The sequence below is a fragment of the Streptomyces antibioticus genome (assembly GCF_002019855.1).
GTDB lineage: Bacteria > Actinomycetota > Actinomycetes > Streptomycetales > Streptomycetaceae > Streptomyces > Streptomyces antibioticus_B.
The window spans coordinates 6,179,637-6,203,969 of sequence record NZ_CM007717.1 but is presented as its reverse complement, the minus strand read 5'-3'; the positions used below and the strand labels follow the sequence as shown (position 1 = coordinate 6,203,969).

Here is a 24,333-nt window from a genome sequence, read left to right as displayed (position 1 = left end):
GATGGCGGGTTCCAGGCTTCGAGATTACGGCACGGGCCCCGGCGCGGGCACATCACGGCGGTCAAACGCACTCGATGGAAGGCGGCCCGGCACAGAAGTGCCGGGCCGCCCTGAACGCCGTATGACCGGCGGATGTCCGCGCGGAGCCGCCGATGGCCTCTCAGGAGATCTTCACCGGGTTCACCACGTCCGCGATCAGGACCAGGAGCGTGAAGCAGACGAAGATTCCGGCCACCACATAGGCCACCGGCATCAGCTTCGCCACGTCGAACGGGCCCGGGTCCGGGCGGCGCAGCACCTTGGCGATGCCTCGGCGCAGCGACTCCCACAGGGCGCCCGCGATGTGGCCGCCGTCGAGCGGGAGGAGCGGGAGCATGTTGAACAGGAACAGGGAGAGGTTGAAGCCGGCGACCACGAAGACGGCCATGGCGAGCTGCTGCGAGGCGGGGATGTCCAGCGTGGCGATCTCGCCGGTGACGCGGGCGGCGCCGACGATGCCCATCGGGGAGTCGGGCTCGCGGGGGGCGTCGCCGAAGGTGGCGTCCCACAGGGCGGGGATCTTGGCGGGCAGGGCGATCAGGGAGTCGACGGCGTCGCCGACGCGGTCGGTCATCCAGGACACGGAGCCGCCGAAGTCCTGCTTGACCACGCCGGTGGCCGCGCTGAAGCCGAGGAAGCCGGCGGTGACGTACTCGCCCTTGACGTAGGTGCCGGCGGAGTCCTTCTTGGCGACCTGGTTGGTGGCGATCGTGGCGTGCAGGGTGACCTTCTCGCCGCCGCGCTCGACGACGATCGCCACGTTCTTGCCGGCGCTGTCGCGGATGAGGTCGGAGAGGGTGGCCCACTGGGCGGTGGCCACCCCGTCGAAGGAGACGATCTTGTCGCCCTTCTTCAGGCCCGCCGCCTCGGCCGGGGAGGGCTTGTCGGTGCTCTTGCAGGTGTCGCGGTTCTCGCTCTGCGCGATGACGCAGGGCGAGACCGAGGCGACGCTGGTGGTCTCCTGCTGGATGCCGAAGCCCATGAGCACGGTGAGGAACAGGCCGATCGCGAGGATCAGGTTCATGAACGGTCCGGCGAACATGACGATGACGCGCTTCCACGGCTTGCGCGTGTAGAACATGCGCGTCTCGTCGCCGGGGCGCAGCTCCTCGTAGGCGGCGGAGCGGGCGTCCTCGATCATGCCGCGCCAGGGGGAGGTGGAGCGGGCGGTGACCCGGCCGTCCGCGCCGGGCGGGAACATGCCGATCATGCGGATGTAGCCGCCGAGCGGGATGGCCTTGACGCCGTACTCGGTCTCGCCCTTGTGCCGCGACCAGAGGGTGGGGCCGAAGCCGACCATGTACTGGGGCACGCGGATGCCGAACAGCTTGGCCGTGGAGAGGTGGCCCAGCTCGTGCCAGGCGATCGAGAAGAGCAGGCCCACGAAGAAGACCAGAATCCCGAGGATGAACATCAGGGTCGTCATGCGCGGGCCTCCGCCGTCCGTGCCGTCAGTTCCCGGGCCCGGGCGCGGGCCCAGGTCTCCGCTTCGAGGACGTCCGGCACGGTGAGCGAGGTTCCCGTGCGCGGGGTGCCGTGTTCCTCGACGATCCGCGTCACGGTCTCCATGATCCCGTTGAAGGGCAGCGCGCCCCGGCGGAACGCCTCGACGCACTCCTCGTTGGCGGCATTGAACACCGCCGGTGCCGTCCCGGCCAGCTCGCCCACGTGCCGGGCGAGGTTCACCGAGGGGAAGGCGTCGTTGTCGAGCGGGAAGAACTCCCAGGTCGACGCGGTGCTCCAGTCGAAGGCGGGGGCCGCGTCGGGGACGCGGTGGGGCCAGCCGAGGCCGAGGGCGATGGGCCCGCGCATGTCGGGGGGCGTCGCCTGGGCCAGTGTCGATCCGTCCGTGAACTCAACCATCGAGTGGACATACGACTGCGGGTGCACGACCACCTCAATCCGCGAGAAGGGAATGTCGTAGAGGAGGTGTGCCTCGATGACCTCCAGCCCCTTGTTGACGAGGGTCGCGGAGTTGATCGTGATCACCGGGCCCATGGACCAGGTGGGGTGGGCGAGGGCGTCCTCGACGGTGACGTGCGCCAGCTCCGCCTTGGTGCGGCCACGGAAGGGGCCGCCGGAGGCGGTGACCACGAGCTTGCGGACGTCGGCGCGGGTGCCGGCCGCGAGGGCCTGGAAGAGCGCGGCGTGCTCGGAGTCCACCGGGATGATCTGGCCGGGCTTGGCGAGCGCCTTCACCAGCGGGCCGCCGACGATCAGCGACTCCTTGTTGGCGAGCGCGAGCGTGCGGCCGGCCTCCAGGGCGGCGAGGGTGGGCGCCAGGCCGATGGAGCCGGTGATGCCGTTGAGGACGGTGTGGCAGTCGGAGGCGGCGACCTGGGTGGCCGCGTCGGGTCCGGCCAGGACCTCGGGCAGCGGCTCCCCGGTGCCGTACTCGGCGGCGAGCGCCTCCCGCAGCGCCGGTACGGCGTCCTCGCGGGCCACCGCGACGGTCCGCACCCCGAGCCGGCGGGCCTGCTCGGCCAGGAGGGCGACCCGGCCGCCGTTGGCGGACAGGCCGGTGACGCGGAAGCGGTCCGGGTTGCGCAGCACGAGATCGATGGCCTGCGTGCCGATCGACCCGGTGGAGCCCAGGACCACCACGTCCTTCGGGCCGTCGCCCGCGACGGGATCGTAGACGAGGTGCGGGTCGGCGAGAGGTGCTGGACTGTCGGTCATCCCCCCATTGTTGCCGCAACGGACCGGCGGCCGGACAGGGTGCCCCCTCCTGGTCCGGCCCGGTCGCTCTCGCGGCGGGCCGGGGAGGGGACACCCTGTCGTCCGGGCGTGCGGTGCCTCACCCGATGGGGCGGTGCACGTTCTCCCGTTCGCTGGGTCCCGGGGTGGTGTCGGCGATCCAGGGGCCGTCGCCCGAGGGGTCGACGACGCCCTCCTCCAGCCACTCGTGGCCGCCCGCCATGACCGCCTTGACGATCACGCCGTCCGTGTCGTCGGTGTTGGCCCACAGGCGGGTGAAGAGTTCGTCGACGCGCAGCCGGGACTGACGGCAGAAGGCGTCGGCGAGCTGGTACGCCTCACGGCCGTGCTCGCCGCGGGAGCGCAGCAGCTCGGCCCGGACGCAGGCCGCGCTCATCGCGAACAGTTCGGCGCCGATGTCGACGATCCGGCCCAGGAAGCTCTGCTTGGTCTCCATCCGGCCCTGCCAGCGGGACATGGCGTAGAAGGTGGAGCGGGCCAGCTTGCGGGCGTGGCGCTCGACGAAGCGCAGATGCGCGCCGAGGTCGGTGCCGCCGTGCCTGAACTCCTTGTACGAGGACGGCAACTGGCCCGGTCCCGCGACCAGCTTCGGCAGCCACTTGGCGTAGAAGACACCGGCGTTGGCGCCCGCCCTCGCCTTGTCCTGGAGGGACTTGTCGGGGTCGATGAGGTCCCCGGCGACGGAGAGATGGGCGTCGACGGCCTCGCGGGCGATCAGCAGGTGCATGATCTCCGTCGAGCCCTCGAAGATGCGGTTGATGCGCAGGTCGCGCAGGAGCTGCTCGGCGGGGACCGCGCGTTCGCCGCGGGCCCGCAGCGAGTCGGCCGTCTCGAAGCCGCGGCCGCCGCGGATCTGGACGAGTTCGTCGGCGATCCGCCAGCCCATCTCGGAGGCGAAGAGCTTGGCGAGCGCGCCCTCGATGCGGATGTCGTTGCGGTCCTCGTCGGCCATCTGGGAGGACAGGTCGAGCACCGCCTCCAGGGCGAAGGTGGTGGCCGCGATGAAGGAGATCTTGGCGCCGACCGCCTCATGGCGGGCGATGGGCTTGCCCCACTGCTCGCGGGCCGCCGACCACTCGCGGGCGATCTTCAGGGACCACTTGCCGGCGGCCACGCAGGACGCGGGCAGGGAGAGCCGGCCGGTGTTGAGGGTGGTCAGGGCGATCTTCAGACCGGAGCCCTCGGGGCCGATGCGGTTGGCGGCGGGGACCCGGACCCGGTGGAAGCGGGTGACGCCGTTCTCGATGCCGCGCAGGCCCATGAAGGCGTTGCGGTTCTCGACGGTGATGCCGGGCGAGTCGCTCTCCACGACGAAGGCGGTGATGCCGCCGGGGTGGCCCTCGCTCTGGGGGACCCGGGCCATCACGACCAGGAGGTCGGCGACCACGCCGTTGGTGGTCCACAGCTTCACACCGTCCAGGACGTAGTCCTCGCCGTCCGGCACCGCGCTCGTGGCGAGCCGGGCCGGGTCGGAGCCGACGTCCGGCTCGGTGAGCAGGAAGGCGCTGATGGCGGTGGTGGCGCAGCGCGGCAGGAAGCGCTGCTTCTGCTCGGGGGTGCCGAACATCTTCAGCGGCTGCGGCACGCCGATCGACTGGTGCGCGGAGAGCAGCACGCCGACGGCGGGGCTCGCGGAGCCCACCAGGGCCAGCGCCTTGTTGTAGTACACCTGGGTGAGGCCGAGACCGCCGTACTTGGGGTCGATCTTCATGCCGAGGGCGCCCAGTTCCCTGAGGCCGTCGATCACCTCGTCGGGGATCCTGGCCTCGCGCTCGATCAGCGCGCCGTCGATCTTCGTCTCGCTGAACACGCGGAGTTTGGCCAGGAACTGCTCGCCGCGCCGGACCGCCTCCTCGGTGGGGAGGGGGTGAGGGTGGATCAGGTCGAGCCGGAAGCGGCCCAGGAAGAGTTCCTTGGCGAAGCTCGGCTTGCGCCAGTCCTGTTCCCGGGCGGCCTCGGCGACCTGACGGGCCTCACGTTCGGTGACGACGGGCTTCTTGAGGGGTGGTGCGGACATGAGGCTCACCTCGCCGCGAATCGGGATCCGGAACCGAATGGTTACCGATGGGTGCTACCCGATCGTTGGTACCCGATCCGGGGGGACCCCGCCACCCCTCTCGTGCCCTGGGCGACCCGTCCCGGCCGACCGTGCCGCCTTGTGACGCCCCGGTGGCGGGCCGTGTCCGGGCGGCCACCCGGAGTGTGCGGGGACTGCTCCCAACGGGTGAGGGCGGGGCGCGCCGGCCCGCCCCTCCCCGCTGTCACCCCCGGCTCTGATTGTCGAAGCGCTTCGACAGCCTATGGACACCCACTCCCGCTAGAGCTACTGTCGAACCACCCTCACTCGGACCTGTTCACCCTGCGCACTGTCGAAGCGCTTCACAAAGCTTGGAGAGCTGGATGGTCACCCTCGCCGAGGTCGCCCAGCACGCCGGAGTCTCGGCGAGCACGGTGAGCTATGTCCTCAGTGGCAAGCGGTCCATCTCCACGACCACCCGGCAGCGGGTCGAGCAGAGCATCCGCGAGCTGGGCTACCACCCCAACGCGGGCGCGCGCGCCCTGGCGAGCAGCCGGTCGAACATCATCGCGCTGATGGTGCCGCTGCGCACCGACATGTACGTGCCGGTGATGATGGAGATCGCCATCGCGGTGGCCACCACCGCCCGCGCCCATGGCTACGACGTCCTGCTGCTCACCGGCGAGGAGGGCCCCGACGCGGTCCGCCGGGTCACCCGCAGCGGGCTCGCCGACGCGATGATCCTGATGGACGTCCAGCTCGACGACGAACGGCTGCCGCTGCTGCGCGGCGCCGGCCGGCCCTCGGTGCTGATCGGACTGCCCGCCGACACCACCGGACTGACCTGCGTGGACCTCGACTTCACGGCGACCGGCGCGCTGTGCGTGGAGCATCTCGCCTCCCTCGGCCACCGCGATGTCGCCGTGATCGGCGAGGCCCCGGCGGTCTACGAACGGCACACCGGGTTCGCCGAGCGCACCCTCGACGGACTGCGCGCCCGCTCCCGGGAGCTGGGCGTACGGCTGCTGCACCGGCCCTGCGAGGGCGGGTACGACGCGATGGCCGTGACCCTGGCCCGCATCCTCGACGAACGGCCGGGCACCACCGGGTTCGTCGTGCAGAACGAGTCGGCGGTCGAACCGCTGCTCGCGCTGCTGCGCCAGCAGGGGCGGGCGGTGCCCGAGGACGTGTCGGTGGTCGCGGTCTGCCCCGAGCAGGTCGCGGTCCAGGCGTCGGTGCGGCTGACCTCGGTCGCCATCCCCGCGCAGGAGATGGGCCGGCACGCCGTGGAGCGGCTCGTCGCCAAGCTGGACGGCCGGGGCACGGACGACGTGGTGCTGCTGGCGCCCGAGCTGACGGTCCGGGCGAGTTCGGGTCCGGCACCGGCCGCCTCCTGAGCCACCGCTCACTCCTCCGTCCGCACTCCGCTGTCCGCACTCCTCCGTCTGCACTCCCCTGTCTGCACTCCTCCAGGAGCACAGGAGCACCCCACGTGAATCAGCCTGCCGAAGACCAGACCGGCCGAGCCACCGTCAGCCTCGCGCAGTCCTCCCCCACCGTCGGCACCTTCCGGGAACGCGACGGCGCGCTGGAGTGGACCGGCCGTCAGGAGACCCTGCGGATCGAACCGTGGGGCCCCGACGCGGTCCGGGTCCGCGCCCGCCTCGGCGGCCCCCTGCTCGACGATCTGCCGGGCGCGCTGCTCCCGCAGGCGCCGCCGACGTCGTCCAGCGTGAAGACCGAGGACGGACGCGGGCTGCTGACCGTCGGCGCGCTGGGCGTCGAGGTGGACAGCGAGGGGCTGGTCCGCTTCGTGCGCACCGCCGACGGCACGGAGCTGCTCGCCGAGGAGCGCGCCCACTTCTGGTGGCCCGGCCCCCGTCTCTACACGCCCGTCGGCAACGGCCACCACCGGCTGGAGCAGCGGTTCGCCGCCTACGACGACGAGAAGCTGTACGGCCTGGGCCAGCACCAGCACGGGCGGCTCGACCAGAAGGGGCTGGTGCTCGACCTGGTGCAGCGCAACGCCGAGGTGACGATCCCGGTGCTCACCTCCAGCCGCGGCTACACCCTGCTGTGGAACAACCCGGCGATCGGCCGGGTGGAGCTGGCGGGCAACGGCACCCGCTGGGTGGCGGACTCGGCGCGCCAGATCGACTACTGGATCACGGCCGGGGATCCGGCGGACGGCCAGCGCCGCTACAGCGCGGTGACGGGCCGTACGCCGATGCTGCCGGAGTGGGCGGCGGGCTTCTGGCAGTGCAAGCTGCGCTACCGCACGCAGGACGAACTCCTTTCCGTGGCCCGGGAGTACCGGCGCCGGGGGCTGCCGCTGTCGGCGATCGTCTGCGACTTCTTCCACTGGACGCACCTGGGCGACTGGAAGTTCGATCCGGCCGAGTGGCCGGACCCGGCGGCGATGGTGCGGGAGCTGGAGGAGCTGGGCGTCAGGCTGGTGGTCTCCGTCTGGCCGTCGGTGTCCCCGCTGTCGGAGAACCACGCCGTGCTGGAGCAGCGCGGCCATCTCATCGGCACCGAGTACGGTCCGACGGCGCACGCCGACTGGCCGGACAAGGGCGTCGCGTCCACGGTCCAGGTGGCGTTCTACGACGCGACGAACCCCGGGGCGCGGGACTTCCTGTGGTCCCGGATCCGGGACAACTACCTTGTGCCGTACGGCATCAAGGCGTTCTGGCTGGACGCCTGCGAGCCGGAGCTGAAGCCGGGCTTCCAGGAGAACCTGCGGTACTGGGCGGGGCCCGGTCTGGAGGTCGGCAACCTCTACCCGGCGGACAACGCGCGCGCCTTCCACGACGGGCTGCGGGCCGCCGGCGAGGAGGTGATCACCCTCAACCGGTCGGCGTGGGCGGGCAGTCAGCGCTACGGCGCCGCCCTGTGGTCGGGTGACATCGGTGCCGACTTCGCCACCCTGCGCCGCCAGATCGCGGCCGGTCTCAACACCGCGCTGTCGGGCATCCCGTGGTGGAACACCGACATCGGCGGCTTCCACGGCGGCGATCCGGACGACCCGGCGTACCGGGAGGTCATGGTCCGCTGGTTCCAGTTCGGCGCGCTGTCCCCGCTGATGCGGCTGCACGGCTTCCGCGACCCGGGCATGCCGCTCGGCCCGGACATGACGGGCGGCCCCAACGAGGTGTGGTCGTACGGCGAGGAGGCCGGGGCGGTCCTGGAGGCGTATCTGCGGCTGCGGGAGCGGCTGCGGCCGTATGTGCTGGACGTGATGCGGGAGGCGCACGAGGAGGGGCTGCCGCCGATGCGGCCGCTGTTCCTGGAGTTCCCCGGCGACCCGGCGGCCTGGTCGGTCGACGACGCCTATCTCTTCGGCCGGGACCTGCTGGTGGCGCCGGTGCTGACGGCGGGCGCCACCAGCCGTACGGCGTATCTCCCGGCGGGGGCGGTGTGGACGGACGCGTGGACCGGTGAGACGTACCCGGGCGGGGCGGCCGTGACGGTCGACGCGCCGCTGGAGCGGATCCCGCTGTTCCTGCGGGACGGGGCGCGGCTGCCGGTGGCCGGATAGCGGCCCCGCGGCAGACCGGCGCCCCGGCCCGCCCGCGTCAACTGCTGCTGACGGTGAGGTTGTTGGTCACGAAGTCGAGGCCGCCCGAGGACGAGGTGATCTCGTACCCGAACTGCACGTCCCCGATGGTCTCGTTGCCGAACCAGCCCTTCGTGTCCTTGATCCACTTCAGGATCGGCAGGATGTTCACGGTGCCGGAGGAGGAGTCGGAGGTGCGCAGGAAGGAGAACACCTCGTTGGCGCCGTTGCTGCCCTTGTGGACGCTCCAGGTGTGACCGCCGAGGGTGACGGTGCCCTGGGAGGTGCCGAGCGGTCCCACGGCGCCGTTGTAGTTCACCCAGAGCATGATCTCGTAGTCGTAGTCCGTGTCCCAGATGTCGTACGACGTGTTGTACGCGCCGGACGACGGGACCGTGACGTTGTAGCTGCTGGAGAGCGAACCCAGGGAGGTGATCGTCTTGTTGATGACCTTCTTGGAGTTCGGGTAGGACTTGATGCCGCCGGTGTTCGGATGGTTCGCCCAGACGCCCCAGTTCGTACCGGAGTTGGCCCAGACGCACTGGCTTCCGGCGCCGGAACCCCAGATGTTGTTGTAGAGCGTGTAGCCGCCCAGGGTGGTGTTGCCCCACTGGTCGCAGGAGTTCCAGACGGCGGCCGAGGCGGGGGCGGCCGCCATGCCGACGGTGATGCCGAGGGCGAGGGCGGGGGCGGTCAGGGCCTTGGCGAGCCCGGCCCGTGTGTGTGGTGCCATGGTGTCCCTTCCATGGGTGGGGGGAGGTGCCACGTCCCCGCGGTGAGGACGTGTTCCGCGCCGGCGACGAGGTCGAGCGCTCTCGCCTCGCCGTCGGGGGTCCGGACGTCGACGCGCACGGTGCGCGTCGGCCGCAGCACGGCTCGCAGGCCCCGGGGACCCCAGAAGAGGTCGGCCTGAGCGCCGAACCGGGTGCGCACACCGCGCAGTTCGCCCGCGGGCAGCGCGGCCGGCACGGCGGGGAGCAGGACCAGCCGCTCGGGCGTGGAGTGGATCAGTGCCTCGATCAGCACGGCCGGCAGGGTGTGGGCGGCGTCGGCGTTGTAGACGTGCCGGTGGGGGTAGTGGGCGCTCATCAGGGAGGCGTGGAAGAAGTCGCCGTCCAGGACGGCGGCGAGGGCGTGGCCGACCCGGGGGCCGTCGAGCAGCCTCGCCGCGATCAGGGCGTGGTGCAGATGGCCGTGCGCGGAGTCGTTCTCGGCGCCGCGCAGGGCGAGCGCCCGGTGGGCGGCGGCCGCGAGGCGCGGAGTGTCGTACGGGGTGATCTCGTCCAGCGGCCACACGCCGTACAGATGGCTGAGGTGGCGGTGGTCGTAGGTGTCGTCGAGGCCGGGGCGGGCCCATTCGGCGAGGGCGCCGTCGGCGTTGATCCGGTGCGGCGGGAGACGGTCGGCGAGGGCCCGCCATCGGTCGGCGTCCGGGCCGGGGTGGCGGTCGGCGGCGGTGCGCAGGGCGTGCCGGGCGGCGGAGAGGTCCATGGCCGCGTCGAGTGCGCCCCAACTGCCGTTCGCGGGACGGTTCTCGGGCGAGTAGGAGGGGACGACGACGAGCCGTCCCCCGGCGTCGGTGCGGGTCAGGAAGTCCTCGTAGAACCGGGCGACCTCGGCGAGCGCGGCGGCGGTGCGCGGGTCGCGGACGCCGTGGGCCTCGTCGTGGTCGACCAGCGGCTTGAGCAGCCAGTCGGCCCCTGCCGTCCACAGGTGCAGCGGGTACTCCCGGCTGAAGTGGTACGACAGCCCGGACTCGCCGTCGCTGTGCGCGGGCGCGACCATGCCGCGGGCGCCGAAGACGGCGCGGGCGTTCTCGCGCCAGTCGTCGCGCTGCCGGTGGATCAGGCCGGCGAGGGCGGCGGTGACCTCGGGGAGGGCGGCGGCCGTGGCGGAGGCGGTCTGGAGGTTGAGGTTCGCGTCGTGGGTGAACGCCCCGGACCACGCGGTGTCCCAGTCGCCGGTCCACAGGCCGGTCAGCCGGGGCGGGTTGAGACCGGAGGAGGAGAGCAGATGGTAGCGGCCGGCGGCGAAGAGGCGTTCCAGGAGCGCCGGGCTGTCCGGGCGCTTCAGCAACTCCGAGCCGGGCAGGGCGCGTTCGGCCGGGTCGGCGTGCAGGTCGAGGGTGACGCGCGTGTAGGCGGTGCGGTGCAGGGCGAGATGGCGGGCCAGGAGGGTGTCGTAGGAGTGCGGCAGTGCGGCGAGGGCGCGCCGCTCGGCGGTGAGGTCCAGGTCGCCGGTGTGGCGGCGGACGCGGGTCAGGAGCAGCACGGACGCGGCGCCGGTGATCCGGACGCCGGGGAGGGCGAGTTCGGTGCTGCCGCCGGTGACCACGGCGAGGGTCACGCCGGTGTACCCGCGCTCGCTCGCCGGGTAGCGGGCGCGCAGGGTGAGCAGGGCACCCTCCGGGATGCGGACCGCGCCGTGGCCGACGGCCAGGTCGGCGGGGGCGCCGGGGAGCCGGTGGTCCAGGGAGAGGTGCAGGTCGGGGGCGGTGACGCGGTGGACGATCACGTCGTCGGCGCGGGAGACGAAGACCTGGCCGGTCCGGTCGGCACGGCGGGCGGTGATCTCGCCGGTGGTGAAGTCGACGGTACGGCGGTGGTCGTGCGGCTCGGGCGGGGGTGATGCGGCCCTGAGGCGGAGTTGGAAGGCCGGGTGGAAGGGCTGGACCCACTGGAGGGGCCGGCCGTCGGTGAAGCTCTCGGCGGCGGTCAGGTCCCCGGCGAGCAACCGGTCCTGGAGGGCGGGGAGTTCGGCGGCCAGCTCGGGCGGGCGGGCGTGTTCGCCGCCGTTGGGGCGGACCAGCGTGTGATGGGTGACGACGACCCGGTCGTCGTCCGGATCACCGAACACCAGGATGCCGTGCCGGCCGTTGCCGCTCAGGAAGGCGTCCTCCCAGCGGGCGGCGGGCCGGGGTTCCCAGGTGCCGTGGACGGGGTTCACGGGCGCAGCACCGCCACGCCGTACCGGCCGAGGGTGATCTGTCCGGTGAGCTTGTCACCGGTGAGCAGGTCGGTGTGCGGTCCTGGCAGGTCGACGGTCACCGGGTCGCGCCCGTGGTGAAGGAGGAAGAGCAGCTCACCGCGGCGTACCGCCTCCACGCGCGCGGGCAGACCGGCGAGGACCGGGCGGGCGCCCGCGTCGGCGGCGATCCGGGTGAGCAGGGCGCGCAGGGCGTCCGGTTCGGGGAGCGTCGAGAGGTACCAGGCGCGGTCGCGGCGCACCACGGCGGGCAGTCCGCCGAGTTCGCCGCCCGTGTAGCGGGCCTCGACCGTGGCGTCCTCGGCCGCCTCGATCTCCTCCGACCACAGAGTGCCCCGGAAGCCGTCGCAGTCGGCGCTCTCCCCCTCCTCCAGCGGCCACCACTCGTGCAGGACGTCGATGCCGAACAGTTCTCGCAGCCGGGCGTCCATGCCGCCGGGGCGGATCCGGTCGTCCTGGTCGGCGACGCCGGTGAGGAAGCCGCAGACCAGGGTGCCGCCGGCCCGGACGTACCCGAGGAGGTTGTCGATCGCCGCGTCCGTCATCGCGTACGACTGCGGGACGACGACCAGCCGGTAGCCGCCGAGGTCGTGATCGGGGTGGGCGAAGTCGGTGGCGAGGTGGGCCTCCCACAGGGCGCGGTGCCAGGCGTGCAGCACGGCCGGATGGTCGACGCGCGCGGAGGGGCGGGAGTCCTGGGCGCTCGCCCACCAGGCGTGCCAGTCGTGCAGGATCGCGATGTCGGCGTGGTTGCGGGTGCCGGTCACCTCGCCGCCGATCAGGGCCAGTTCGGCGCCGATCCGCTTGATCTCCTGGAAGGTGCGGCCCCGCTCCCCCGCGTGCCCGAGCATGCCGGAGTGGAACTTCTCGGCGCCCTGCCGGGACTGGCGCCACTGGAAGTGACAGACGGCGTCCGCGCCGCGGGCCACGGCCTGGAAGGACCACAGCCGGTGCAGGCCGCGCGGTCTGGGGTGGTTCACCGCGCGCCAGTCGACCCGGCCCGCCGCCTGCTCCATCAGCATCCAGGGGCCGCGGGCCTGCGAGCGGGTGAGGTCCTGGACGAGCGCACCGTGCTGAGCGCCGAGGGGGTCGCGCGGGTCGGGGTAGAGGTCGACGGAGACGACGTCCTCCTCCTCGGCCCAGCGCCAGGCGTCCTGGCCGATGAAGAGCGGCATGAAGTTGGTGGTGACCGGCACCCGCGGGGTGTGCCGGGTGACGATGTCCCGCTCGGCGGTGAAGCACTCCAGGAGCATGTCGGAGGTGAAGCGCCGGAAGTCCAGCACCTGGGCGGGGTTCCGGAGATGGTGCGGGGTGCGCGGCGGCAGGATGCCGTCCCAGGTGTCGTAGCCCTGGCTCCAGAAGGCCGTGCCCCAGGCGGTGTTGAGGGCGTCGAGGGTGCCGTACCGGGCGCGCAGCCAGCGGCGGAAGCGGGCGGCGGCCTCGTCGCCGTGGTCGGCCGTGCAGTACTCGTTGTTGATGTGCCACAGGGTCAGCGCGGGGTGGTCCGCGTAACGGGCCGCCAGCGCCTCGGTGATGGCGGCCGCGTGGGCGCGGTAGGCGGCGCTGGAATGGGAGAAGTGCTGCCGGCCGCCCCACCACTCGATCCGGCCGTCCTCGGTGCGGGGCAGGGTGTCGGGGTGCAGCCGGCCGAGCCACGGCGGCGGGGCGGCGGTGGGGGTGGCCAGGACCACGCCGATCCCGTGCTCGTGCAGCAGGTCCATCAGCCGGTCCAGCCAGCCGAACTCCCGTGCCCCCGGCCGGGGTTCGAGCCTCGCCCAGGAGAAGACGCCGACGGTCACCGCGTTGACGCCGGCCTCGCGCATCAGCCGGACGTCCTCCCGCCAGGTCTCCTCGGGCCACTGCTCGGGGTTGTAGTCGCCGCCGAACAGGATCCGGCCGCGGGTGACGTCCCGCAGGCCCGGCCTCACACCGGCTCCCCGTACTGGATGCCCCGCCCGTTGGTGGCGACGTAGACACGGCCGTGGATCCGCGGGTCGGCGGCGAGGGCCGCGCCGGTCCAGCCCCAGCGGTGCCGGTCGTCGTCGATCCGGACCCAGCTCGCCCCGCCGTCGTCGGAGCGGTGCACGGCGGTGACGTCCCCGGTGGCGCCGACCTGGTAGACGGCCGGGTAGGAGGCCCCGGCGGCGGCCCTGCCGAAGGCGACGGTGTACGACGCCCAGCAACTGGTCGACCTGGTGAAGGACGCCCCGCCGTCGGTGGACCGGTACAGGCCGTTCCCCTTGGTGCTCAGCCAGAGGTCGCCGGAGCGCCCCGGCGCCGCCGCCAGTTGGAACTGGCTGTCCCCCGCGGGCAGTCCGCCCGCCCGGCCGGTGAAGGTGAGCCCGCCGTCGGTGCTGGCGTACAGGGTCCCGCTGCCGGTGTCGTACGCGTAGAAGCGGACCGGATCGGCCGGGTCGGCGAGCGGGGTGGCGCCCGCCGGGAAGGTGGGCACCTCGGTCCAGGTCCTGCCGCCGTCGGTGGAGCGGTGGGCGGGGTACCCGGTGCCGTCCCAGTGCACGAAGCTCCAGAGCAGCACCCGGCCGTCGGCGCCGACCGCGATCGGCCCCGGCGCCTGCGCGGCGAGGGCGGGCTGTGCCGCGAAGGGCTCCCAGGTGCGGCCGCCGTCGTGCGAGAAGGCGCCGTTGCCGTGGTCGCCCCAGCCGGTGCGGACGACGTACGACGGCCTGGCCGCGGCCTGGGCGAGTCCCGTCGCCGTCCCGAAGACGGGGTTCGTCGCCATGCCCCGCGACGGCGAGGCCGTGAGCCGCTCGTGGTACATCACGCCGATGTCCCCGAGCCCGCTGATCAGATGCGCGGGACCGGTCGGCGGCGAGATCAACTGCCGTACCGAGGACTCCTCCAGACCGCGGATCCGCGGCGCCCAGTGGCACAGGTCGCGGGTGCCGTAGACGGTGGCGCCGGTGCCGTACAGGACGTGCCGGGAGTCGTGCGGGTCGACGGCGACGGTCTGGATCCACCAGCCGAACTTGGGCTTCTCCTCACCCCACTTGAGGTAGGGCGTCTCGGAGACGTCGAGAACGGCGGTGTCCTTCAGGGACGTCCAGGTGCGGCCGCCGTCCGTGGTCCGGTACAGGGTGTCGACGGCCGCCCAGCGGTTGTTGGTGGAGACGACGACCGTGCCGGGGCGGCGGGCGTCCACGGCGACCCCGCCGTAGCCAAAGGTGTCGCCCGCGGCGGGCGCGGCCGGGGTCACGTCGGTCCAACCGCCGCCGGTGACCGACAGTTTGTGCACACTGCCGGCCGACTGGCCGTTGGGTCCCGGGGCGTCGGCGTACGTCACGTACAGCTCACCGGCGTGGCGGTCGTGGGCGGCCCGGACCGGGACCTTCGCTGCGGGACCGGTGGGCTGTCCGGGTACGGCCTCCCAGGTGCGGCCGTCGCTGGTCCGGAAGAGGTTCGGGGAGCCGGGGGTGCCGTCGGAGTCGCCCCACCCGGCGTAGAGGGTGCGGCCCGCGGCGACCAGCAGGGTGACGCCCTGGCCGGTCGCGCTCGGCGTGCCCGGGAAGCCGTCGGCGGCCGCCCATGTGGCGCCCCGGTCGGTGGATCGGAGGAGCCCGTCGTGGCGGGTCCCCAGCCACAGCGTGTCGCTGTCCCGGGGGTCGACGAGGAGGCGCTCCCCGGTGCCCCGGCCGTCCTCGTTCGCGCCCAGCTTCACGGCCAGGTCGGCGCGGGTCCAGGTGGCGCCGCGGTCCTCGGAGCGCAGGACGGCGCCGTCGCCCGCCCAGGACTGGGCGTAGGTGCCGAGCGCGAGGTAGAGGCGGTCCGGGTGGGCGGGGTCGACCGCGAGGGCCTCCACGCCGAGCAGGTTCCAGTCGTCCCAGCCGAGGTGGTCGGTGAGCGGGGTCCAGCGCGCGGGTCCCTCGTCCCAGCGGTAGGCGCCGCCGATGTCCGTACGGGCGTAGGCCAGGCCGCGGACGGTGGGGTGGAAGAGGACGCCGGTGACGAAGCCGGTGCCGCCGATGACGACGTTGCGCCAGCGGTAGCCGGGGGCGCCCTCGGGGGCGGGTGCCGTCCCGGCGGCGGCGGTGGTGCCGGTGGCCGCGCGAGCCTCTCCGGCGGGCAGCGCGGCCGGTACGGACAGCGCGGCGGCGGCCGCGGTGCCGGCGAGGACGGTACGGCGGGTGACGGGCATGGGGGAACCTCGCAGCGGGTGGGTGACGGGGAGCCGGGGGTGCCGTGGAGAGCCGCGGGGGTGCCGTCGGGGGCGTGCCACAGGGGCGCTCACCCCTTGACCGCGCCCGTCAGCATCCCCTTCTTGAAGTGCTTCTGGACGAACGGCGAGAGCACGGCCACCGGCAGCAGCGCCATCACCATGACCGCCATCTGCACGGCCAGACCGGACAGTTCACCGGTCTTGATGGCCTGGCCGAGCCCGACCGGGGCCTCCTGCTTCTGCACGAGCTGGATCATGACGTTCTGGAGCGGCATCATCTCCTGGTCGTTGAGGTACAGCGACGCGTTGAACCAGGCGCTCCAGTACCCGACCGCGTAGAACAGCGTGATGACGGCGAGCACCGCGCGGGACAGCGGCATCACGATCTGCCACAGGATCCGGACGTCCCCCGCCCCGTCGATGCGCGCGCTGTCGGTCAGTTCCTGCGAGATCCCCATGAAGAAGCCGCGCAGCACCAGGATGTTGAAGACGCTCAGCGCGCTCGGCAGGATCAGCGCGAGATAGGTGTCGGTGAGGCCGAGGGACTGCACCAGCAGATAGGTCGGGATCAGACCGGCGCTGAAGAACATCGTGGCGAGCAGGAGCATCAGCAGCCAGCGGTGTCCGAGCGAGCCGGTGCGGGACAGGCCGTAGGCGCACAGCACGGACACGGTCATCGAGAACGCCGTGCCGACCAGGGTGATCAGGACGCTGATCACCGCGGCCCGGGTCACCTGGCCGCCGCTGAGCAGCTCCCGGTAGGCGACGAGGGTGAGGTCCCTGGGGATCATCACCAGGCCGCCCGCCTCGTCGATGGTGCGGCGGGAGGACAGGCTCGTGACGACCACGATCCACAGGGGGAAGAGCACCCCGAGGCAGGCCAGCGTGAGGACCAGGCCCTTGCCCGCCACGCCGGCGCGGCCCGGCGCCTCCTCCCAGGCGGGCCGGGGCGGCGCGCTCCACCAGCGGGTCTTCCCGGTCACGGCGCTCACTTCTTGTACACCCCCTGCTCGCCCATGAGATGGGCGACCTTGTTCGCGGCGAGGACCAGCCCGAGGCTGACGACGCCCTTGACCAGTCCGGCGGCGGCCGCGTATCCGAAGTCCTGGTTGCGGACGCCGTTCCACCAGACGAAGGTGTCCAGCACCTCGGAGGCACCCGGTCCCACGGAGTCGCGTTGCAGCAGGATCTGTTCGAAGCCGACCGTCAGCGCGTCCCCGACCCGCAGCACCAGCAGCAGCGCGATCACGGGGCGCAGCGCGGGGAGCGTGACGTGCCACATGCGGCGCAGGCGTCCGGCGCCGTCCATCGCGGCGGCCTCGTAGAGGTCGGCGGGGACCGAGGACAGCGCGGCGAGGAAGACGATGATCCCCCAGCCCGCGTCCTTCCACACGCTCTGCGCGGTGATCAGGAACTTGAAGGTCTCGGGGTCGGTCATGATGTCGAGGCCGTCGTAGCCGTGTTGCCGCAGGAGCTGGGACAAGATGCCCGCGCCGCCCAGCAGTTGCTGGAAGACGGCGATGACCAGCACCCACGAGAAGAAGTGGGGCAGGTACAGGACCGCCTGCGCGACCGCGCGCACCCGGGGCCTGATCACGCTGTTGATGAGCAGCGCGAGCAGGACGGGGATCGGGAAGAACAGCACCAGTTGGAGGAAGAACAGCACGAGCGTGTTCACGACGGCGTCCCAGAACGCCGAGTCCTCGACGATGCGCCGGAAGTTCTCCAGCCCCACCCACGGGCTGTGCAGCATGGAGACCACGCCGTTGTCGCTGATGTACGGGTCGTACTCCTGGAACGCCACGATGTTGCCCAGGATCGGCACATAGTTGAAGAGCAGGAGCAGGGCGACGGCGGGCAGGGTCATCAGCAGCAGGACGCGGTCGCGCCGGAACCGCAGACGCAGGCTCAGCCTGCCCGGCGGGCGTTCACGGGGCGTGGGCGGGGGCGCGGGCTCTTCCGGTATGTGATGCGGATCGTCCGTGCCGGCCGCGTCGCGCGGCACCGTGCTGTGGGACACGGCGGTTCTCCTTGCCTCGGTCGCGGACCGTCTCGGTCCCGGATCAGCTCGCCGCCGTGCCGTTGTCGTCGAGCAGCTTCTGGTACCAGTCCCGCAGCTTGTCGCCGCCCTTGCTGCGCCAGTCGGAGACGGCCTGCTGCATGTCGCCGATCTTCTTGCGGCCGCGGATGATGTCGTCCTCCAACTGCTCGAAGTCGTTGTAGAGGTTGGTGTAGCGGGCGGGCTCGGTGATCTGCATGCCGTAGAAGGACGACTTCTTCGTGAAGGCGCCCATGCGCTGCTGCCATTCGACCTGGCCCCGGGCGACCTCGGGGAGGTCGGGGTGGGCGAGGGTGGCGGCGGGGCTGGCGATCATCACATAGGCGTTGAGGACATCGATGTTGCCCTGGTCGGTCTTGACCGGGACACCGTCCTCGAGGGTGTAGTGGGTGCCCTCGACGCCGTAGTTGGTGAGCATGAACTCCTTGGTGCCGTACGGCGCGGCGGTGACGTTGGCGACGGCGAGGACGTCCCGGACGACCGACTCGGACGCCTTCCTGTTGACGAAGGCGAAGATGCCCGCCGGGTTCTTGGCCCACAGGGTGGGGTCACCGCCGTCGTGGCCGAAGAGGTCCATGCCCCAGATCCGGAAGTCCGGGTTCTGGGTGGCCTGGGCGGCGGCCTGGCCGTACCACTGCGAGATGTCCTGGTTGTAGATCAGGAACTCGCCGGCCACGAACTTGGGGGCGGGGTCGGTGGCGCTGCTCTTGCCCAGCTTGGCGTCGGGGTGGACGAGGTCGGCGGCGAACAGCTTGCGCGTCCACTCGATGGCCTCCAGGTACTCCTGGGTCTCGACGCGGTTGATCAGCTTGCCGTCGACGACGTTCCAGCCGAGCGACTTCTCGTCGCCGGACAGGACGCCGAACATGTTCCAGGCGGTCCACTTCATGTCGAGGCAGGCCCACCGCTTGGCCCGGGCGTTGGTGATCTCCTTGGCCAGGGCGAAGAACGCGTCGGCGGAGTCGGGGACTTCGTACCCCTCCTCGTCGAAGACGTCCTTGCGGTAGAAGGGCACGATGTTGGTGACGTACGAGGACGGCATCGGCAGACCGCGCAGCTTGCCGCCGAAGATGGAGCGCCGCCAGGCGTCGGTGGGGATCGCGGCGAGGTTCGGGTACTCCTTGACGGCGTCGCCGGACAGGTAGGGCCCGAGGTCGGCGAACTTGCTGATGATCGCGCTGGGTATCTTGCCGGTCATGTTCCAGCCGGGGACGACCACGACGTCCGGTACGTCGCTGGAGGCGAGGACCGCGCCGAGCTTCTGGTCGTAGGTGTTGCCGTCCTGGTTCTGCCAGACGACGTCGACGCCGATGAGGTCGTTCATCGCCGTGTAGTAGGCGTTTCCGCCCTTGGGCGGGGAGCCCCAGAACGGCGACATGACGGTGACGCGGCCGCCCTTGCCGAGTTTCTTGGGCACCGAGGTCTTCAGGCCCGCCAGGTCGAGTTCGGCGGTGAAGCCCGCGGCGGAGCCGTTCTTCGACGGGATGTCGGGCGTGACCACCGTGCCGGCGACGAACGCCGGGAGGATCTTCTCGGCGTCCTTGCCCGAGGTGGTGCCGTCGCGCGAGCCGCCGTCCGTGCCGCCGCAGGCGGTCAGCAGCGGCACCCCTCCCGCCACCGCCGCGCCGGCGACCGCCGTGGCGGCGAGGAAGCTTCTCCGGGAGGTCACGGGGGAAGCGGGGGGAGCGGAGGAAGCGGCGTTCGGCGTCATCGCGGCAACCCTTCAGTCGAAGCGCTTCGATGTTGCAGCGAGGTTAAGTGAACGCCCTGGGGCGCACAAGGGTCGTTCCCAAGATTCCTCGGACCCTCAGGGGTGGCCTGTTCGTATGCGCTGCTTGAAAGAGCGGTGTGCTTCTCTTGACACCCGGCGGTGCGCCCGCCCAGCATCGAAGCGCTTCGAAAGAGTCGTCCCGCTTCCGCGCAAAGGGATCCCCACGTGACCGCATCCACGCCGCCCACGCCGCCGTTCCGCGATCCGGATCTGCCGTTCGCGAAGCGCATCGACGATCTGCTGGCGCGTCTCACCCGGGACGAGAAGATCTCCTTCCTGCACCAGTTCGCCCCGGCCGTCGAGCGGCTGGGCGTCGCCGCGTTCCGCACCGGCCAGGAGGCCCTGCACGGGGTGGCGTGGATGGGCCCGGCGACGGTGTTCCCGCAGGCCGTGGGGCTCGGCGCGACCTGGAACCCGGAGCTGGTGCGCCGGGTCGGCGCGGCGGTGTCCGAGGAGGCCAGGGCGATGCGCGCCCGCGACGACCGGGTGGGCCTGAACGTCTGGGCGCCCACCGTCAATCTGCTGCGCCATCCGCTGTGGGGCCGCAACGAGGAGGGCTACTCCGAGGACCCGAAGCTCACCTCGGCGATCGCCACCGCCTACACCCGCGGCCTGCGCGGCGACCACCCCGTGTACTGGCGCACCGCCCCGGTCCTCAAGCACTGGCTGGCCCACAACAACGAGACCGGCCGGGACGTCACCTCGTCCTCGGTCCGCCCGCGCGTGCTGCACGAGTACGATCTGCGCGCCTTCCGGGAGACCGTCGAGGCGGGCGCGGTGGCCGGGGTGATGCCGGCGTACAACCTGGTCAACGGCCGCCCCAACCACGTCTCCCCGTATCTGCGCGAGCACCTGCGGACCTGGACGGACGAAGAGCTGCTGATCTGCTCGGACGCGGGCGCGCCCTCCAACCTGGTCGACACCGAGCACTACTTCGACACCCACGAGGAGGCGACGGCGGCCGCGCTGCGGGCGGGCGTGGACAGCTTCACCGACCACGGCACGGACGCCTCGACGGTCACCGCCCGGGTGCGCGGGGCGCTGGAGCGGGGCCTGCTCACGGAGGCCGATCTCGACGCGGCGGTCCGCCGGCAGCTCTCGGTACGGTTCCGTCTCGGCGAGTTCGACCCGGACCACGATCCGTACGCGCGCGGCGGGGAGTTCGACACCCCGGCCCATCGCGACCTCGCCCGGGAGGCCGCCGAGCAGGCGGTCGTCCTGCTGCGCAACGACGGGGTGCTGCCGCTGGCGGACGGCACCCGGATCGCGGTGGTCGGCCTGCTCGCCGACGAGTGCAAGCTCGACTGGTACAGCGGCACCCTGATCCACCGCTCCACTCCCCTGGAGGGGCTGTACGAGCGGTTCGGCGCCGACCGGGTGGAGTTCGCGGAGGGGGTGGACCGAGTGCTGCTGAGGACGTCGGCGGGGAGGTGTCTGCGGGTCCCGGCCGCGCCCGGGGACGCCGCCGACGAGGCGGCGCGCGGCGCCGAAGGCGCCCTGGACCCGGCGCTGCTCGCGGGCCGCACCGACCTCCCGCCGCTCACGACGGACGCCGTCGGCACCGAACTCGCGCTGGTCGACTGGGGCGACGGCGTGCTCACCCTGCGCGCGCCCGACGGCCGGTATCTCTCGGTCGCCGAGGACGGTTTCCTGCGCGCCTCCGCGGAGCAGCCCGGCGGCTGGGTGGTCCAGGAGACGTTCCGACTCGAACCGCACGACGGCGGTCGCCTGCTGCGGCATCTGGGCACGGGCCGCCCGGTCCGGGTCGCCGCCGACGGGGTACGGGTCGCCGACGAGGCGTCCGACGATCCCGAGGTCTTCGAGGTCGTCGTCGTGGAACGCGCCGAGGCCGCGGTGGCCCGCGCGACGGCCGGTGCGGACGTGGTCGTGGTGGTGGCGGGCAACGACCCGCACATCAACGGCCGGGAGACCGAGGACCGTACGACCCTGCGGCTGCCCGCCCACCAGGAACGCGTCCTCGCCGCGGCCCGCGCCGGGTCGGCGCGCACCGTGCTGGCGCTGGTGTCGTCGTACCCGTACGCGATCGAGCCGGGCCCGCTGTCGGCGGTGCTGTGGACCGCGCACGGCGGACAGGCCGCCGGCACGGCCCTCGCCCGGGTGCTGGCCGGGGACGTCTCCCCCGCCGGCCGGCTCCCGCAGACCTGGTACGCCGACGACGCCGGTCTGCCCGACCTCCTCGACTACGACGTGATCGGGAGCCGCCAGACCTACCTGTACGCCGAGGGCCGGCCGCTGTACCCCTTCGGGCACGGGCTGGGCTACGCGTCGTTCTCCTACGCGGGCCTGTCGGTGCGGACCGGGGACGGCACGGTCAAGGTCGCGTGCACGGTCACCAACACCGGGGACCGGACGGCCGACGAGGTCCCGCAGCTCTACACGCGCGCGGTGGAGCCGTCGGTCGCCCGGCCGCGCCGTGAGCTGCTCGGCCACCACCGGATCACGCTGGCGCCGGGCGCCACGGCGGAGGTGTTCTTCGAGGTCCCGCTGTCCGCGTTCGCGTTCTGGGACGTGGCCCGCGGCGGCCCGCGCGTGGAGCCCGGCCCCTACGAGCTGCTGGTCGGCGGCTCCAGCGAGGACGTCCGGCTGCGTACGACGGTCACCCTGGACGGCGAGCCGGCCGCCCCGCGCCCGGTCCGCCGGGACGGGCTGGCCGCCGCCGACTTCGACGAGCAGAGCGGCACCGAGATCGTCGACCGGGCGCGGACGGCGGGCGACGCGGTGACGCCGGTGGGCGGCGGGACGGGTGAACTCCTCTTCCGGGACTGCGACTTCGGGCCGGACACCCGCCGGGTGACGGTGACGGCGGCCGGGTCGGGTGCGGTGGAGCTGTGGGTGGACGGCGGCGGTCCGGCGCCGGTCACCGTGCCGGTCGAGGCCACGGCGGGGCCGTACGACCACCGCACGGTCGAGGCGTCCTTCGCGGTCGGCGGGGTGCGTGATCTGCGTCTGAGGCTGCGCGGGCCGCTGCGGCTCGCGCAGGTCGGCTTCTCCGGCTGAGGGTCCGGGCGAGGACCGGCACGACGAAGGGGCCCGGCACCGAGGACATCGGCGCCGGGCCCCTTCCCGGGACCGGGTCGGTCAGAGGGCGAGGCCGGTGAGGACCAGCACGCGCTCGTAGGTGTAGTCGTCCATCGCGAACCGGACGCCCTCGCGGCCCACGCCGGACTGCTTGGCGCCGCCGTACGGCATCTGGTCGGCGCGGTAGGACGGCACGTCGCCGACGACCACGCCGCCGACCTCCAGCGCGCGGTGGGCGCGGAAGGCGGTCTGCACGTCGTGGGTGAACACGCCCGCCTGGAGGCCGTACTTGGAGGAGTTGACGGCCGCGAACGCCTCGGCCTCGCCGTCCACCTTCTGCACGGTGAGGACCGGTCCGAAGACCTCCTCGCAGGCGAGGGTGGTGTCCGCCGGTACGTCGGTCAGGACGGTCGGCGCGTAGGAGGCGCCGTCGCGCTTGCCGCCGGTGAGCAGGGTCGCGCCCGCGGCGACGGCCTCGTCCACCCACGACTCGACGCGCCGGGCCGCGTCCTCGCTGACCAGCGGGCCGACGTCGGTCGCGCTGTCGGAGGGGTCGCCGGTGACCTGGGCGTCGACGGCGGCGACGATCCGCGGCAGCAGGCGGTCGTACACGGACGCGTCCACGATCACCCGCTGCACGGAGATGCAAGACTGGCCGCCCTGGTAGTTGGAGAACGTGGCGATCCGGGTCGCGGCCCAGTCGAGGTCCGCGTCGGAGGCCCAGTCGGCGAGGACGACGGCCGCGCCGTTGCCGCCCAGCTCCAGGGTGCAGTGCTTGCGCGGCACCGAGTCCATGATCGCGTAGCCGACCTTCTCGGAGCCGGTGAAGGAGATGACCGGCAGCCGCTCGTCCTGGACCAGGGCGGGCATGCGGTCGTTGGCGACCGGCAGGATCGACCAGGAGCCGGCCGGCAGGTCGGTCTCGGCGAGCAGATCGCCGATGATCAGGCCGGAGAGCGGGGTGGCGGGGGCGGGCTTGAGGATGATCGGCACGCCGGCCGCGATCGCCGGGGCGATCTTGTGGGCGCACAGGTTCAGCGGGAAGTTGAACGGCGCGATGCCGAGCACGACACCCTTGGGGAAGCGGCGGGTCAGCGCGAGCCGGCCCTGACCGCCGAGGTCGGTGTCGAGGCGCTGGGCCTCGCCGCCGTTGAACCGGCGGGCCTCCTCGGCGGCGAACCGGAACACGGACACGGCCCGGCCGACCTCGCCGCGCGCCCACTTCACCGGCTTGCCGTTCTCGGCGGAGATGAGCTGGGCGATCTCCTCGGAGCGCTCGGCGAGCCGCTTGCTGACATGGTCGAGCGCGGCGGCGCGGACGTGCGCCGGGGTGGCGGCGAAGTCCTCGCGGACGGCGTACGCGGCGGCCACGGCCTCCTCGACCTGCGCGTCCGTCGGCACACTGACCTTGCCGACGAGCCGCCCGTCCCAGGGCGAGGTGACATCGAAACTGTCCTCGCCGGAGACCTGGCGGCCGGCGAGCCAGAAGGCGTGGCTGGAAGTCATGTCGATTTCCCGGCCCTTCCGCGTTGGGGATTCCTATGGCTTTCGCTCCCCACGGTAGGCGCGCCAACGCACCAGAGCGCTTGTCCGACTCGTACGGGTGGGGGGGCGGGGGTACGCCGGATTGGCGGGGTGGGCGGGGGTCAGCGGGGCGGGGCTGATCGGCGCGGGGGCGGACCTGAAGGGGCTGGGCCCCATCGACGCGGGGTCGGCCATCAGGGGGCTGGCGGGGGCGGACGTGAGCGGGGCGGCACCGGTGCGGCGCGCGAGCGGCCCTCAGCGAGGCCGCGCCGGATCGCCCCGGGGGGCAGACCTGGGCAGGACCGCGCCGGACCGCCCCGGGCACAGACCTGAGCTGGGCTGCGCCGGATCGACCCGGGAGCTGGCCACAGCGGGCTCCGCCGGTTTGGCGCAGCCACCGCGCCCGCCGCCCGGGCCCAGTCGCGCCCGCCGCGCGTGACCCGACGCG

The 24,333-nt window shown here is 72.6% G+C and carries 14 protein-coding genes; 3 read left to right on the top strand and 11 right to left on the bottom strand.

From position 1 onward, the window contains the following. Positions 1-160: 160 nt before the first annotated feature. From AFM16_RS28215 to AFM16_RS28205, 3 genes are all read right to left on the bottom strand, one after another. Positions 161-1,465: a M50 family metallopeptidase gene (locus AFM16_RS28215; RefSeq protein ID WP_030797027.1), complete on the bottom strand. Its 1,305-nt coding sequence runs from the start codon at positions 1,463-1,465 to the stop codon at positions 161-163. Beyond that, positions 1,462-2,718, bottom strand: coding sequence for a 1-deoxy-D-xylulose-5-phosphate reductoisomerase (dxr, locus tag AFM16_RS28210; RefSeq protein WP_078635002.1), 1,257 nt, complete (start codon positions 2,716-2,718; stop codon positions 1,462-1,464). Before dxr ends, AFM16_RS28215 begins: the two co-directional genes overlap by 4 nt. Positions 2,719-2,836: 118 nt before the next feature. After that, entirely contained in the window at positions 2,837-4,774 is a 1,938-nt protein-coding gene (locus AFM16_RS28205) for an acyl-CoA dehydrogenase family protein (protein ID WP_078635001.1), read from the bottom strand. A gap of 383 nt (positions 4,775-5,157) precedes the next feature. Here AFM16_RS28205 and AFM16_RS28200 point away from each other — a divergent pair, with 383 nt between their 5' ends. Beyond that, positions 5,158-6,171 carry a LacI family DNA-binding transcriptional regulator gene (locus AFM16_RS28200; RefSeq protein WP_030797021.1) on the top strand — a complete coding sequence of 338 codons (1,014 nt, stop codon included), beginning with the start codon at positions 5,158-5,160 and terminating at the stop codon, positions 6,169-6,171. Between the two features lie 95 nt (positions 6,172-6,266). Beyond that, complete coding sequence (locus AFM16_RS28195) at positions 6,267-8,315, top strand: glycoside hydrolase family 31 protein (RefSeq protein WP_030797019.1); 2,049 nt, start codon at positions 6,267-6,269, stop codon at positions 8,313-8,315. 37 nt (positions 8,316-8,352) lie between these two features. Here the strand turns inward: AFM16_RS28195 and AFM16_RS28190 are convergent, their stop codons facing one another. The 7 genes from AFM16_RS28190 to AFM16_RS28160 form a co-directional block, all read right to left on the bottom strand. After that, on the bottom strand, positions 8,353-9,066 hold the full coding sequence (locus AFM16_RS28190) for a glycoside hydrolase family 12 protein (RefSeq protein ID WP_030797018.1): 714 nt from the start codon (positions 9,064-9,066) through the stop codon (positions 8,353-8,355). Beyond that, positions 9,027-11,279, bottom strand: a complete 2,253-nt coding sequence (locus tag AFM16_RS28185; protein WP_078635000.1) for a glycosyl hydrolase family 95 catalytic domain-containing protein — start codon at positions 11,277-11,279, stop codon at positions 9,027-9,029. The genes AFM16_RS28190 and AFM16_RS28185 overlap by 40 nt, the downstream gene beginning before the upstream one ends. Continuing rightward, positions 11,276-13,246 carry a beta-galactosidase gene (locus tag AFM16_RS28180; protein WP_078634999.1) on the bottom strand — a complete coding sequence of 657 codons (1,971 nt, stop codon included), beginning with the start codon at positions 13,244-13,246 and terminating at the stop codon, positions 11,276-11,278. The genes AFM16_RS28185 and AFM16_RS28180 overlap by 4 nt, the downstream gene beginning before the upstream one ends. After that, on the bottom strand, positions 13,243-15,471 hold the full coding sequence (locus AFM16_RS28175; RefSeq protein ID WP_078634998.1) for a sialidase family protein: 2,229 nt from the start codon (positions 15,469-15,471) through the stop codon (positions 13,243-13,245). The genes AFM16_RS28180 and AFM16_RS28175 overlap by 4 nt, the downstream gene beginning before the upstream one ends. An 89-nt stretch (positions 15,472-15,560) precedes the next feature. Then, positions 15,561-16,475 carry a carbohydrate ABC transporter permease gene (locus AFM16_RS28170; protein ID WP_245177818.1) on the bottom strand — a complete coding sequence of 305 codons (915 nt, stop codon included), beginning with the start codon at positions 16,473-16,475 and terminating at the stop codon, positions 15,561-15,563. A gap of 5 nt (positions 16,476-16,480) precedes the next feature. Further along, positions 16,481-17,458, bottom strand: coding sequence for an ABC transporter permease (locus tag AFM16_RS28165; RefSeq protein ID WP_051781082.1), 978 nt, complete (start codon positions 17,456-17,458; stop codon positions 16,481-16,483). 97 nt (positions 17,459-17,555) lie between these two features. After that, a complete protein-coding gene (locus AFM16_RS28160) occupies positions 17,556-19,262 on the bottom strand; it encodes an extracellular solute-binding protein (protein ID WP_078634997.1) in 1,707 nt (568 codons plus the stop codon). A gap of 225 nt (positions 19,263-19,487) precedes the next feature. Between AFM16_RS28160 and AFM16_RS28155 the strand changes: the two genes are divergently transcribed. After that, complete coding sequence (locus AFM16_RS28155) at positions 19,488-22,340, top strand: glycoside hydrolase family 3 C-terminal domain-containing protein (RefSeq protein WP_078634996.1); 2,853 nt, start codon at positions 19,488-19,490, stop codon at positions 22,338-22,340. 81 nt (positions 22,341-22,421) lie between these two features. Here the strand turns inward: AFM16_RS28155 and AFM16_RS28150 are convergent, their stop codons facing one another. Beyond that, the gene (locus AFM16_RS28150) at positions 22,422-23,867 is read right to left on the bottom strand and encodes an aldehyde dehydrogenase family protein (protein ID WP_078634995.1); all 1,446 of its coding nucleotides are present in this window, start codon (positions 23,865-23,867) and stop codon (positions 22,422-22,424) included. Positions 23,868-24,333 lie beyond the last annotated feature (466 nt).

What these genes read in the sequence shown, in the direction of transcription:
- AFM16_RS28215 (WP_030797027.1), bottom strand. Translation starts at nt 1,465, where the DNA reads ATGACGACCCTGATGTTCATCCTCGGGATTCTGGTCTTCTTCGTGGGC.
- dxr (WP_078635002.1), bottom strand. Translation starts at nt 2,718, where the DNA reads ATGACCGACAGTCCAGCACCTCTCGCCGACCCGCACCTCGTCTACGAT.
- AFM16_RS28205 (WP_078635001.1), bottom strand. Translation starts at nt 4,774, where the DNA reads ATGTCCGCACCACCCCTCAAGAAGCCCGTCGTCACCGAACGTGAGGCC.
- AFM16_RS28200 (WP_030797021.1), top strand. Translation starts at nt 5,158, where the DNA reads ATGGTCACCCTCGCCGAGGTCGCCCAGCACGCCGGAGTCTCGGCGAGC.
- AFM16_RS28190 (WP_030797018.1), bottom strand. Translation starts at nt 9,066, where the DNA reads ATGGCACCACACACACGGGCCGGGCTCGCCAAGGCCCTGACCGCCCCC.
- AFM16_RS28175 (WP_078634998.1), bottom strand. Translation starts at nt 15,471, where the DNA reads ATGCCCGTCACCCGCCGTACCGTCCTCGCCGGCACCGCGGCCGCCGCC.
- AFM16_RS28160 (WP_078634997.1), bottom strand. Translation starts at nt 19,262, where the DNA reads ATGACGCCGAACGCCGCTTCCTCCGCTCCCCCCGCTTCCCCCGTGACC.
- AFM16_RS28150 (WP_078634995.1), bottom strand. Translation starts at nt 23,867, where the DNA reads ATGACTTCCAGCCACGCCTTCTGGCTCGCCGGCCGCCAGGTCTCCGGC.